Source organism: Mycobacterium sp. E787 (assembly GCF_001668725.1).
Taxonomy (GTDB): Bacteria; Actinomycetota; Actinomycetes; order Mycobacteriales; family Mycobacteriaceae; genus Mycobacterium.
In genome coordinates this window covers 1-12,083 of sequence record NZ_LZKL01000015.1, presented here as the reverse complement: position 1 = coordinate 12,083, position 12,083 = coordinate 1, and the positions used below count along the sequence as shown (strand labels likewise).

Genomic DNA, 12,083 nt, shown 5'->3' with positions numbered 1-12,083 from the left:
GGTCCGGCGCCGGCCGGCCGAACGGGTCCAGCGACAGCACCGCCACCTCGGCGGCGCCGGTACCGTCCGCCTCGTCCAGCCGGTCGGCCGTGCACAGCGCCAGATCGGCGGGGCCCTCGAGCACCGCCTCGGCGCCGATCCACCACACCCCGAACAAGACCGCCGCCGTCTGCCAGTGCGCCGGCAGCAGGATCGCGACCCGGCTGGCCGGGCCGGCGCCCAGTTCGTCGCGCAGCAGGTTGCCGGTCTTGGCCGCCCAGTTGGCCAGCGTCGCGGCGGACAATTCGATGCGCTCGCCGGTCGCGTCGTCGTAGTAGGTGATGCGCGGGCCGACCGGATCGTCCCGCAGCATCGGGTCCAGGATGGCGGCGGACAGCGTCGCGCTCAGTTGATGCACTCGGGCTTGTCGGAGCCGGCGGTCAGGATCGGCGACGGCGGCGGCACATTCGGATCGGCCCCCTGCGCCGGGTTGGCGGCCGCGTTGGACACCCGCGCGGACACGGCGGAGCCACCGCCGCCGGAAAGCCCCGAGCCCGGACCGGTGTAGTCGTTGGCCAGCACCACCTTGACCGAGCCGCCCGGCAGCGACGGGTCGGCGACGACCGGCAGCCCGCCCAGCTCCTTGGCGACCTGCTGGGCGCCCAGGTCGTCGGTCTTGGCGGCGCGCACCTGGCTGCTCTTCACGTGGCCGCCGTCGTTGTTGCCGACGGTTCCGGTGGCAAATCCCTTGGAGCTCAACACCTCTGACACCGAGGCCGCCAGGCCGTTGATGTCGGTGTCGTTGACCACACTGGCGGTGGTCTTGGCGGGGGTGTAGGCGAGTTCCTCGGTCTTGCCCTGGGCCTGGTCGTGCAGCAGGCTCGCCACCCAGTCGGCCACCTGATGCGGGTCCACGCGCACCACGCTCTGCATGCCGTCGTCGCTCCAGCCGGCGCCGTCGAGCACCGGGATCGTGGCGAAGGCGACGTTGCCGCCGGCCAGCTTCTGCATCTGCTGGACGAAATCCATGACGTCCCAACCCGAGGAGATCACCACCGAGCGCTGGACGGCCGCCTCCAGCCGGCGCAGCGTGGTGGGGCTGGACAGCGTCTTGCCGGAGATCACCCGGTGGGCCAGCGACGCCATCACCACCTGCTGGCGCACCACGCGGTCCAGGTCGCCGCGCGGCAGGTCGTGGCGCTGGCGCACGAAGCTGAGCGCCTCCGGGCCGTCGAGCCGTTGCTGTCCGGCGGGGAAGTCGGCGCCCGAAAGGGGCTCGTACACGGGCTGTTTGAGGCACACGTCGACACCGCCGAGCGCGTCGGTGATCAACGCGAAACCGAGCAGGCCGATCTCGGCGTAGTGGTCGACGGTGACGCCGGTGAGGTCGGCGACGGTCTTGATCAGGGCCTCGCGGCCGGCCTCGGTGCCCGCGGCGGCGGCTTCCGCGGCCGAAGCGCCGGCCTTGACGAGGCTGGCCCGCTTGGCCTCCCGGGTCTGGCCGTAGACGCCGTTGATCTTCGTCTTGCCCAGGCCGGGGGCCGCGACGTAGGAGTCCCGGGGAATCGAGATCGCGGTGGCCGACTTACCGTTGTTCGGTATCCGGATCAGGATGATCGTGTCGGTGTTGGTGGCTTCCTCGTCACCGGCCCGCAGGGTGGCCAGTTCCTCCTGGGACAGGGGGTTGCCGTGCGCGTCGGTGCGGCTGTCCAGCCCGACGAGCAGGATGTCGATCGCGCCGTCGTCGCCGCCCTTGCCCAGCGAGGGCGCGGACATGTGGAAGATGCCGTCCTCGAAGGACCGCACATTGCCCCACGCCATTCCGGTGCCGACGAGGACCGCGATGGTCAGGACACTGGCAACCACACGAAGCACACGTTGCACAGGCATCACACTAGGTTACTTGCGACACAGCGGCTTCGCGGGTAGCCGGTGGCGGCGCGCCCGCGCCGTGCCAAACTCGACGCATGTCGGGCAGGTCAAGAATCGTTATCACGGGAGCCGGGGGGCAACTGGGCAGCTGTTTGGCGACGCTGGCGGCGGAGCGGGGACGCGAGGTGCTCGCGCTGACGTCGTCGCAGTGGGACATCACCGACCCGGCGGCGGCCGAACGCAACATCCGCCCCGGCGACGTGGTCATCAACTGCGCCGCCTACACCAACGTCGACTCCGCCGAGAGCGACGAGGCGCGCGCGTACGCGGTCAACGCGACCGGCCCGGAAATCCTCGCGCGGGCCTGCGCGCGAGCCGGCGCGAGGCTCATCCACGTCTCCACCGATTACATGTTCACCGGCGACCCGCCAGAGGGCGGGCCGCGTCCCTACGAGCCCGGCGACGCGACCGACGCGCGCGGCGTGTACGCGCTGTCCAAGCTCGCCGGCGAACGGGCCGTCCTGGCGGCGCTGCCGGAGGCCGTCATCGTCCGGACCGCCTGGCTCTATACCGGCGGAACCGGCAACGACTTCGTCGCCGTCATGCGGCGCCTGGCCGCCGGGGACGGACCGGTGAACGTGGTCGACGACCAGGCCGGGTCGCCGACCTACGTCGCCGACCTGGCCGTCGCGCTGCTGCAGGTCGCCGACGACGGTGTGCCCGGCCCCATCCTGCACGCCGCCAACGAGGGTGCGGTGTCCCGTTTCGAGCTGGCCCGCGCGGTGTTCGAGGAATGCGGGGCCGACCCCGACCGGGTGCGGCCGGTCAGCACCGGCGAGTTTCCCCGCCCGGCGCCGCGGCCGACCTATTCCGCGCTGGGCGGCCGGGAGTCCGCGGCGGCGGGCCTCAAGCCCCTAAGGCCCTGGCGCGCCGGGCTTGTCGCGGCGCTGGCCGCATCGGGCAGTGACCGACCGTTACCCTCGACGCGTGACTGACGTCCTGCCGGTCGTGACGGTGACCTATTCGCCGGGCCCGCACCTGGAGCGGTTCCTGGCCTCCCTGTCGCTGGCCACCGAGCGGCCCGTCAGCGTGCTGTTGGCCGACAACGGCTCCACCGACGGGACCCCCCAGGCCGCGGTCGAGCGCTACCCGAACGTGCGGCTCTTCGACACCGGCGCCAACCTCGGGTACGGCACCGCCGTGAACCGCGCCGTGGCGCAACTTTCCGAGAGCGGCGGTGTGGACGACGACTGGGTGATCGTGGCCAACCCCGATGTGCAGTGGGGTCCGGGCAGCATCGACGCCCTGCTGGAGGCCGCCGGCCGCTGGCCGCACGCCGGCGCCCTGGGCCCGCTCATCCGGGATCCGGACGGATCGGTGTACCCGTCGGCGCGCCACCAGCCCAGCCTGATCCGCGGCGGCATGCACGCGGTGGTCGGGCCGTTCTGGAAGCGCAACCCCTGGACGGCGGCATACCGCCAGGAGCGGCTGGAGCCCAGCGAACGGGCGGTGGGCTGGCTGTCGGGGTCGTGCCTGCTGGTGCGGCGGTCGGCCTTCAGCCAGGTCGGCGGCTTCGACGAGCGCTACTTCATGTACATGGAGGACGTCGACCTCGGCGACCGGCTGGGCAAGGCCGGCTGGCTGAGCGTCTACGTGCCGTCGTCCGAGGTGCTGCACCACAAGGGCCACTCCACCGGGCACGACCCGGCGAGCCACCTTGCGGCCCATCACAAAAGCACGTATCTATTCTTGGCCGATCGGAATTCCGGTTGGTGGCGGGCGCCGCTGCGCTGGACGCTGCGGGCCTCGTTGGCGGTGCGTTCGCGCCTGATGGTGCGCAGTTCGCTGCGCAGCCGGAGACGGAGCCTGGCGAAAGGGGGGCGCTGAGGTGACAGGCCCTCAAGTCGACGCGGTGGTCCTGGTCGGGGGCAAGGGCACCCGGCTGCGGCCGCTGACGCTCTCGGCGCCCAAGCCGATGCTGCCCACGGCCGGGCTGCCGTTTCTGACCCATCTGCTGTCGAGGATCGCGGCGGCGGGCATCGAGCACGTGATCCTGAGTACGTCGTATCGGCCCCAGGTGTTCGAGGCCGAGTTCGGCGACGGCTCGAAGCTGGGCCTGCAGATCGAATACGTGACCGAGGACTCCCCGCTGGGCACCGGCGGCGGCATCGCCAACGTCGCCGGCCACCTGCGCCACGACACCGTGATGGTGTTCAACGGCGACGTGCTCTCCGGCGCCGACCTGGGTCAGCTGCTCGAATTCCACCGCCACGAGCACGCCGATGTGACGCTGCACCTGGTGCGGGTGGGCGACCCGCGGGCGTTCGGCTGCGTGCCCACCGAAAACGGCCGCGTCACGGCGTTTCTGGAGAAGACCCAGGACCCGCCGACCGACCAGATCAACGCCGGCTGCTACGTCTTCGAACGCCGGATCATCGACCGAATCCCGCGAGGCCGGGAGGTCTCGGTGGAGCGCGAGGTGTTCCCGGCCCTGCTGTCCGACGAGGGAGTCAAGGTCTGCGGCTACGTCGACGCCACCTACTGGCGCGACATGGGCACCCCCGAGGACTTCGTGCGCGGGTCGGCGGACCTCGTCCGCGGGATCGCCCCGTCGCCGGCCCTGCACGGCCACCGCGGCGAACAGCTGGTGCACGACGGCGCGGCGGTGTCGCCGGGCGCGGTGCTGATCGGCGGCACGGTCGTCGGGCGCGGCGCCGAGATCGGCCCGGGCGTCCGGCTGGACGGCGCGGTGATCTTCGACGGCGTCAAGGTCGAGGCCGGCAGCGTGATCGAGCGGTCCATCATCGGCTTCGGTGTGCGCATCGGACCGCGGGCGCTGATCCGCGACGGGGTGATCGGCGACGGCGCCGACATCGGCGCCCGCTGCGAGCTGTTGCGTGGCGCCCGCGTGTGGCCCGGTGTCTCCATCCCCGACGGCGGGATCCGCTACTCGAGCGACGTCTGAGGCCCCCTCGCCGAATGTGCGGCGGGCCGCACGCTGGGCGTCGAGTGTGCGGCTAGCTTCACGCTCGGCGAATGGCCCGGCCCACCAGATACGCCAGCGCGTGGTCGGTGCCGTCCGGCAGCGCGCCGGCCGGCCACCAGCGCAGGTCGTCGGACTCGTCGCTGATCGCGATCTGCGCGCCGGCGGGCGCGTGCGCGACGAATTGCAGGTCCAGGTGGCGCGTCGGCACGCCCAGCGAGCACGTGACGGGGTGGACGTGCACGGCGGCCAGCTCGGGATCGATGCGCAGGCCGGCGACGCCGGACTCCTCGGTGGCCTCGCGCAGGGCCGCCGCCACGACGTCGGCGTCGCCGTCGTCGCAGTGCCCGCCGAGTTGCACCCACCGGCCCAGCCGCGGGTGCAACGTCAGCAGCACCCGCGTGCCCGTGTGATCGAGCACCAGCGCCGACGCCGTGACGTGGCCCGGCACGCACTCGCGGCGGCAGGCGTCGGGGCGGCCGTGCACGAAGGCCAGCACGGCGTGCCGCAGCGAATCCTGCGCCGGGTCGGGGGCCCGCCAGTCGGTCAGCAGCGAGATCGCGGATTCGCGGAGGCTCAACGGGATCCGCGCCTCGTCCGGCGATCCCGCAGCGAGACCCAGGCCGCGCGGCACGCCCCGACCACCTCGGCGGGCAGGCCGAGCCGGTCGATCAGGACGTGCCGGTCGACGAGGTCCAGCGCCTTGTCGATCTCGCCCGCCCGCAACAACAGGTCGACGTCGCAGGCGAGGTCGGCGCCGGCGTGCGCCGGCGCGGGAAGGGGGAGCTGCTCGGCTTCGGCGGGCTCCAGCTCCAGGACGCCCCCGCCGTAGCTGCGGCCGAGGATCTCGGAGAACGCGAACGTCACGCTGTTGTGGAACGCCGCGGCCAGCGCGCGCGGATCGACACCGGGCGCGAGGCGGACCCGGTGCACGGTGTCGGTGCTCGTGGCGGCCGCCGCGTTGACGGTCAGCCGCGGCGCCCGGTGGATCTGGCGCAGCAGGAACAGGTCCGGGATCCACAGCGACGGGGTGACCCACCACGGCTCGCGGATCGAGCACTTGTAGCCGCGGTGCACGCCGGCGGCCTCACCGGCGCCGATGTGCGCGACCACGGCGGCATCGACGGGCTCGGCCGGCGCGTTGAGCAGCCAGGTCCGGTGGCCGGCGGCGAGGTCGCTTGTGCGGCAGTCGGTGTCGTAGACCAGCCCGGTCAACTGCGCGCTGCGCGAGACCAGCGGGACGCAGTGGCGCCGCAGCCCGAGCTCGCCGGCTTGCGCGTCGGTGAGGGTGAAAAAGCTGTTGCGGCCCGTCACGATGCCGACGTCCACCCCGGCGACGGAGCCGAGCCGGGTCATGACCCCCGACCCCTTGAGCGCGCGCAGCACCCGGATGGCGGCGGGGTCGAGGAAGTACTTGGTCCACTTCTCCTCTTCGTGCAGCAGCGCGGGCGCCGACGGCGCCCGGGAGAGGTCGACCGTGGCCAGAGCGCCGGCGCCGGGGAGGCTGATCGTGCGCATTCGAGCGGGACCCGCGCCGACCACACCGCAGAACAACACCACCTCCTGCTGGATGCCGTCGAACACCAGCCGGTCGAACGTCAGCAGCGTGATGTCGCGAAAGCGGCTCAGCAGGTACTCGCGCAGCCGGGCGGCGTAGCCGACCTGGAGCAGCTCGGCCGGGAGCACCAGGCCCACCCGCCCGCCGTCGCGCACCAGGAGCGTCGCGGCGACGACGAACGGCACCCAGGCGTTGGTCAGCCTGCTCGGACGCAGGCCCTCGCGGCGCATGAGTTCGAGTGCGGGGGCGCGCTCGTCGGCGGCCCAGTTGCCGAATCGGATGTAGGGCGGGTTGCCCGCGGCGCCGTCCCAGCCGCCCGCCTCGGCCCCGGGGTCCTTGACCATCCAGGTGAAGAGGTTCTCGGTGTCGACGGGAGCGAACCGCCGGGACTTGGCCGCCTCGTCGGCGATGAGCTCGACGCCGTGCGCCCGGCCGCCGAGCCCGGCCAGCTCGCGCAGGATCGCGCCGTCGCCGCAGGACGGCTCGAGGATGCGCGGACCGGCCGCGCGCACCCAGCGGGCGAGGAACCGGGCCACCGGGGCCGGCGTGTAGTAGCCACCGCGGACCTTGTCGGCCGACGCGGCCGCCTTGCCCGCGAAATTCACGGGTCCAGTATCACTTGCGGATCAACAGATCACCGGGGTCCGCCGCGGCGCGCGGCGCGGGCGGCTCCTCGGCATAGCCGATCGCGATGGCGCCCAGCGGCTCCCAGTCGGCGGGCAGCCCAAGCTCGGCGCGGACCAGCTCGGCGGCGAAGATCGTCGAGCCGATCCAGCAGCTGCCCACCCCGCGGACCGCCAACGCGACCAGCAGGGCCTGCACGGCCGCGCCGACCGCGACGGTGAACATGGTGTGCTCGGCGGCCGTGCGGGCGGGGTCGGGGTAGGCGTGGGCGCCCTCGGGCACCAGGAACGGGATCACCACTTCGGGTGCGTCGTAGAGGATTTGGCCGCGCGCCAGCCGCCGTTCGACGGAGTCGGCGGGGCGCCCGTCACCGGCGAGGTCGGAGCGCCACTTGTCCTTCATGCGGTCCAGCAGCCGGGTCCGGGCGGACGGATTCCGCAGCCACACGAACCGGACCGGCCGGGTGTGGTGGGGGGCCGGCGCGGTGAGGGCCTCGGCGACGGCTTCCTCGATGAGCTCCGGCGGCACGGGCTCGGCGCCGAACCGGCGCACCGACCGGCGCAACAGCTGGGCCTGCCGGCGGCCCAGGTCGAGGGCCTCGGCGGTGCCGAGCCAGAACAGGTCCTCCCCGCCGGGCCGCAGCAGCTGTCGCGCGGTCGTGCCGTCGTCGGTGACGACGTGGGCGGGCAGCCCGCGCACGACGGCCACCGGCATCGCGGTCAGCTTGCCCTTGACCAGATCGGCGGCGGCCGCGACCTCGTCGGCGATCGCGATCTCGGTGACCACCAGCTCGTTGCCGTGCGCATCGACGGCCCCCGAATACCCGTGCAGCACGCGAAGACCGGCCGCGCCGACCGCCGCGTCGGTCTGGCCGTTGCGCCAGGCGCGGCCCATCGTGTCGGTGATGACGACGGCGACGTCGACGCCGAGCCGCTCGCGCAGCCCGGCGCGCAGCGCCGCGGCGCTGGCGTCGGGGTCGACCGGGAGCAGCGCCAGCTCGTCGCGGCCCACGTTGGACCCGTCCACCCCGGCAGCGGCCTGGACCAGGCCGAGCCGGTTCTCGGTGATCAGGGTCTGGCCCTTGCGCGCCAGCACGCGCACCGCCTCGTCGTCGACGAGCTTGCGGCGCAGCCGATCGCGCGCCTCGGCATCGGCCGGGGCCGGCACGAGGCGCCCCTCGCACTTGGAGACGACCTTGCTGGTCACCACGACGACGTCGCCGTGGCGCAGCCAGGGCGCCGCCGCGGCGACGGCCGCGGCCAGGTCGTCGCCGGGCCGGAATTCGGGCAGCCCGGCGACGGGCAGGATCTCGACGGCGGCCGCGGTGCCGTGCTCACTCACCGGTCCACGCCCGCGAGCTCCAGCCCGGCGCGGACCATCTCGGCCGTCGCCTTGGGGTCGCTCATCAAGAGCGGCACCGCGCGCACCGCCACCCCCTCGACGTCGGCCCGGTCGCCCTCGTGGATCAGCCAGCAGTCCAGTATGCCGGTGGCCCGCCGCGCGCCGAAGTGCCGGCCGACGGCCTCCGCGGTGGACTCCACCCCGATCACCGACAGGCAGGCATCGGCCATGCCGCGCAACGGCTTTCCGCCGATGATCGGCGAGTAGCCGACGACCGGGGCGCGGGCCGCCCGCAGCGCCCCGCGGATGCCCGGGACGGCGAGGATCGCGCCGACGCTGACCACCGGGTTGGACGGCGCCAGCAGGACGACGTCGGCGTCGGCGATGGCGGTCACCGCTTCGGCTGCGGCGCCGGCCTTTTCGGCGCCGACGAACGCGAAGCTGTGCGTGGGCACCTGCGCCCGGTAGCGCACCCACCACTCCTGGAAGTGGATCGCGCGGCGGCGGTCGTCGGCCGGATCGGTGATCACGACGTGCGTCTCGCACCGGTCGTCGGTCGCCGGCACCAGCCGCGCGCCGGGCTGCCAGCGATCGCACAGCGCGGTGGTGATCTGTGACAGCGGGTAGCCCGCGTTGAGCATCTGGGTGCGTACCAGGTGGGTGCCCAGGTCGCGGTCGCCGAGCTGGAACCAGTCGGGCTGCACGCCGTAGCGCGCCAATTCCTCCTTGGCGTGCCAGGTTTCGTCGCGGTGACCCCACCCGCGCTCCGGGTCGACGCCTCCACCTAAGGTGTACATGCAGGTGTCCAGATCCGGACAGACGCGCAACCCGTGGATCCAGGCGTCATCGCCGACGTTGACGATCGCGGTCAGCTCGTGGCTGTCGGTCGCCGGGCCCTGTTGCGTTTGGAACTGACCCAGCCCGAGCAGCTGTTGAATCCCCAGCAGGAAACGGGCGCCGCCAACCCCACCGACCAGAGCGGTGACCTTCACTTGACCTTCACAGGGCTCGACAGTACTGCCCGTGTCGGGATTGTGATGGACACGCCGAAGACCCGAAAACAACAGAAACGCCGAAATTTCGTCACGAGATGATATGGAAATTGGCCATTACGCTTGACCAAGCAGGTCAACAAGTGTCTAATCACAACAGTGTCATTTCCCGGTTGGCCGGCCGATTCCGGTGTCGCAGACCGAGATTCGATCACTTGTTCGAATTGTCTGTACATCAGAACAGTGGGAAGCACTCACTCTCTCAAATCAAAGCTGAGGAGGCGGACGAAGCATGTCTTATGAGCACCTTCGGGGCGTTATGACAGGCACACCGCACACCATGATCGGCTCGGCGCCGGCGGCACCCGTCCGCCCGCACCTGACTGTGGTTCCCGATGCCCCAGTCGCTTTCGAGCCCGAACCCCTGCCGCCGGCGACACCGGATCAGTGGCAGGACCGCGCCCTGTGCGCGCAGACCGACCCCGAGGCCTTCTTCCCGGAGAAGGGCGGCTCCACCCGCGAGGCGAAGAAGATCTGCCTGGGTTGCGAGGTTCGCCACGAGTGCCTCGAGTACGCCCTGGCGCACGACGAGCGCTTCGGCATCTGGGGCGGGCTCTCCGAGCGCGAGCGCCGCCGCCTCAAGCGCGGCATAGTCTGACCCCGGCGCGCGGCGACGCGCCCGCCGCGCAACGTCATTCGTCGTCGATGGTGGGGTCGATGACCGAGGGCTCGACGTCGAGGTAGATGGCCACCTGGGCCACCAGGATCTCGTGCAACAACTCGCCAAGTTCGTCGGTGTCCTTGGCGCGTCGCTCGATCGGCTTGCGGAACAAGACAATTCGTGCCCGCGTGGAGTTGCCGCGGACGTCGACGCCGGCCGGGATCAGCCGGGCGAGCGCGATCGGGCCGTCGGCGATGACCTCCGGCGGCCACTGCACGCTGTCGGGATCCTTGGCGGCGATCCGCGGGATCTCGTCGACGGCCACGTCGAGCTCGGACACCCGCTCCTGCCAGCGCCGCTCGATGGGCTCGTAGGCCTCCAGCACCGCCATGTCGAACCGCTCGGCCCGGCTGCGCCAGCCCGGCACCGTCGGCGGCAGCAGCGGGCCGCGCATGTCGCGACCCCGGCGCGACGCGCGGTAGGAAGCCGACCGGCGCCCGGGCCGATCGCTTTGCGGGGAGCCGCCGGAATCGCCCACGCGCCGATGGTAACGGTTGTACATCGCGGGTCGAGCGGATGCGCGTGTCCGGCGCTTCCGTGGCGTTTGCGCACGATAGCCTTTCGGCGTGAACGTTCCCCGTCGCTGTTGCCGGCCCGGGTGTCCGCACTACGCCGTGGCGACCCTGACGTTCGTCTACTCGGACTCGACGGCGGTGGTGGGCCCACTGGCCACCGCGCGCGAACCGCATTCGTGGGACCTGTGCGTCGGCCATGCCGGCCGGATCACCGCGCCCCGCGGCTGGGACCTCGTGCGCCACGCCGGACCCCTCTTTTCCGAGCCCACCCACCCGGACGAGGACGACCTGGTCGCCCTCGCCGACGCGGTGCGGGAGGGCCGCCCGGGCGACGCGGGCCGTTCCCGCCCGATCGCCGGTGCGCCCCGAAACGGCTTCGACGGGTTCGCCGATCCCCACATCCACGCCGGAACCCAGGCCACCGCGCCGAGCAGCGGGCTGCTCGCGCCGCCTGAGCACCGTTCCGGTCGCCGCCGCGGACATTTGCGGGTGTTGCCGGACCCCTCGGACTAGTTTCGACTGGCCGGGACTGGCTCCCACTTGCCGGGTCTAACGCGCCGCAGGTTCTTCCCGGGCCGATAGGCTGACGCCAAGGGACCCATCATCAGGAGCGTCAGGAGTTCGCATGTCTCGGTCCGCCGCGACCGTCCGGCGCGTCGTCAAGGCGTACGACGTTCGCGGGCTGGTCGGAGAGGAACTCGACGAGCCGCTGGTCGCCGATCTGGGCGCCGCCTTCGCCACGTTGATGCGCGGTGAGGGCGCTCGGCAGGTGGCGCTCGGCCACGACATGCGGGACAGTTCGCCGGCGTTGGCCGCGGCCTTCGCTCGCGGGGTGACGAGCCAGGGCCTGGACGTGGTGCGGATCGGTTTGGCGTCCACCGACCAGCTTTATTTCGCCTCCGGGCTGTTGGACTGCCCGGGCGCGATGTTCACCGCGAGCCACAACCCGGCGGCCTACAACGGCATCAAGCTGTGCCGGGCCGGCGCCAAACCGGTCGGGGCGGACACCGGGCTGAGCGTCATCAGCGACGATCTCATCGCCGGGGTGCGGCCGTACGACGGCCCGCCCGGGACCGTCAGCGATCGCGACGTCCTGGCCGACTACGGGGCTTTCCTGCGTTCGCTGGTGGACACCTCCGGCCTGCGCCCGCTGCGGGTGGCCGTGGACGCGGGCAACGGCATGGCCGGCCACACCGCCCCGGCCGTCCTCGGCGCGATCGACTCGATCACCTTGCTGCCGTTGTACTTCGAACTCGACGGTTCGTTTCCCAACCACGAGGCCAACCCGCTTGACCCGGCCAACCTGGTGGACCTGCAGAAGTTCGTCCGCGACACCGAAGCCGACATCGGGCTGGCCTTCGACGGGGACGCCGACCGGTGCTTCGTGGTCGACGAGGGCGGGCGGCTGGTGTCGCCGTCGACGGTGACCAGTTCGGGCACCGCGCGGGAGGTGATCACGTTGTGGATGATCGTGGCGCCGATCTCCCGGCCCAGCTCG

The 12,083-nt window shown here is 72.1% G+C and carries 12 protein-coding genes and 1 pseudogene; 6 read left to right on the top strand and 7 right to left on the bottom strand.

The annotated features are described in order from the left end of the window. Both A5705_RS02165 and A5705_RS02160 read right to left on the bottom strand, forming a co-directional pair. Nucleotides 1-397 (bottom strand): TIGR03089 family protein (locus tag A5705_RS02165; RefSeq protein WP_197521226.1); only part of this gene is annotated, 397 nt, incomplete at its 3' end. Next, nucleotides 385-1,872 carry an LCP family protein gene (locus tag A5705_RS02160; protein WP_369803384.1) on the bottom strand — a complete coding sequence of 496 codons (1,488 nt, stop codon included), beginning with the start codon at nt 1,870-1,872 and terminating at the stop codon, nt 385-387. The genes A5705_RS02160 and A5705_RS02165, both read right to left, overlap by 13 nt. A gap of 74 nt (nt 1,873-1,946) precedes the next feature. On the opposite strand from A5705_RS02160, the gene rfbD reads away from it, so the two are divergent. From rfbD to A5705_RS02145, 3 genes are read left to right on the top strand one after another with little or no spacing between them, the layout of a single operon-like run. Continuing rightward, nucleotides 1,947-2,846 carry a dTDP-4-dehydrorhamnose reductase gene (rfbD, locus tag A5705_RS02155; RefSeq protein ID WP_067883365.1) on the top strand — a complete coding sequence of 300 codons (900 nt, stop codon included), beginning with the start codon at nt 1,947-1,949 and terminating at the stop codon, nt 2,844-2,846. Next, nucleotides 2,839-3,738: a glycosyltransferase family 2 protein gene (locus A5705_RS02150; protein ID WP_068275007.1), complete on the top strand. Its 900-nt coding sequence runs from the start codon at nt 2,839-2,841 to the stop codon at nt 3,736-3,738. Before rfbD ends, A5705_RS02150 begins: the two co-directional genes overlap by 8 nt. A gap of 1 nt (nt 3,739) precedes the next feature. Beyond that, entirely contained in the window at nt 3,740-4,816 is a 1,077-nt protein-coding gene (locus A5705_RS02145) for a sugar phosphate nucleotidyltransferase (protein WP_068275004.1), read from the top strand. A gap of 58 nt (nt 4,817-4,874) precedes the next feature. Here A5705_RS02145 and A5705_RS02140 read toward each other — a convergent pair whose 3' ends face one another. Genes A5705_RS02140 through cofD form a run of 4 tightly spaced genes read right to left on the bottom strand, consistent with a single transcriptional unit; the run spans nt 4,875 to nt 9,349 of the window. Further along, a complete protein-coding gene (locus A5705_RS02140; RefSeq protein ID WP_068275010.1) occupies nt 4,875-5,414 on the bottom strand; it encodes an NUDIX hydrolase in 540 nt (179 codons plus the stop codon). Continuing rightward, the gene (locus A5705_RS02135; RefSeq protein ID WP_068275001.1) at nt 5,411-6,997 is read right to left on the bottom strand and encodes a class I SAM-dependent methyltransferase; all 1,587 of its coding nucleotides are present in this window, start codon (nt 6,995-6,997) and stop codon (nt 5,411-5,413) included. Before A5705_RS02135 ends, A5705_RS02140 begins: the two co-directional genes overlap by 4 nt. 10 nt (nt 6,998-7,007) lie before the next feature. Next, complete coding sequence (locus A5705_RS02130) at nt 7,008-8,357, bottom strand: coenzyme F420-0:L-glutamate ligase (protein WP_068274999.1); 1,350 nt, start codon at nt 8,355-8,357, stop codon at nt 7,008-7,010. After that, nucleotides 8,354-9,349: a 2-phospho-L-lactate transferase gene (gene cofD, locus A5705_RS02125; RefSeq protein ID WP_067883370.1), complete on the bottom strand. Its 996-nt coding sequence runs from the start codon at nt 9,347-9,349 to the stop codon at nt 8,354-8,356. Before cofD ends, A5705_RS02130 begins: the two co-directional genes overlap by 4 nt. A gap of 319 nt (nt 9,350-9,668) precedes the next feature. Between cofD and A5705_RS02120 the strand changes: the two genes are divergently transcribed. After that, on the top strand, nt 9,669-10,007 hold the full coding sequence (locus tag A5705_RS02120) for a WhiB family transcriptional regulator (protein WP_067883371.1): 339 nt from the start codon (nt 9,669-9,671) through the stop codon (nt 10,005-10,007). A 34-nt stretch (nt 10,008-10,041) separates the two neighbouring features. Here the strand turns inward: A5705_RS02120 and A5705_RS02115 are convergent, their stop codons facing one another. Further along, entirely contained in the window at nt 10,042-10,464 is a 423-nt protein-coding gene (locus A5705_RS02115) for a metallopeptidase family protein (protein WP_067161129.1), read from the bottom strand. 172 nt (nt 10,465-10,636) lie between these two features. Here A5705_RS02115 and A5705_RS02110 point away from each other — a divergent pair, with 172 nt between their 5' ends. Together A5705_RS02110 and manB are read left to right on the top strand one after the other, a co-directional pair. Next, nucleotides 10,637-11,098 (top strand): DUF3499 domain-containing protein, encoded by a 462-nt coding sequence (locus A5705_RS02110; protein WP_082956244.1) that lies wholly within the window; start codon nt 10,637-10,639, stop codon nt 11,096-11,098. A 112-nt stretch (nt 11,099-11,210) separates the two neighbouring features. Beyond that, a pseudogene (gene manB, locus A5705_RS02105) lies at nt 11,211-12,083 on the top strand (phosphomannomutase/phosphoglucomutase); the annotation flags it as partial.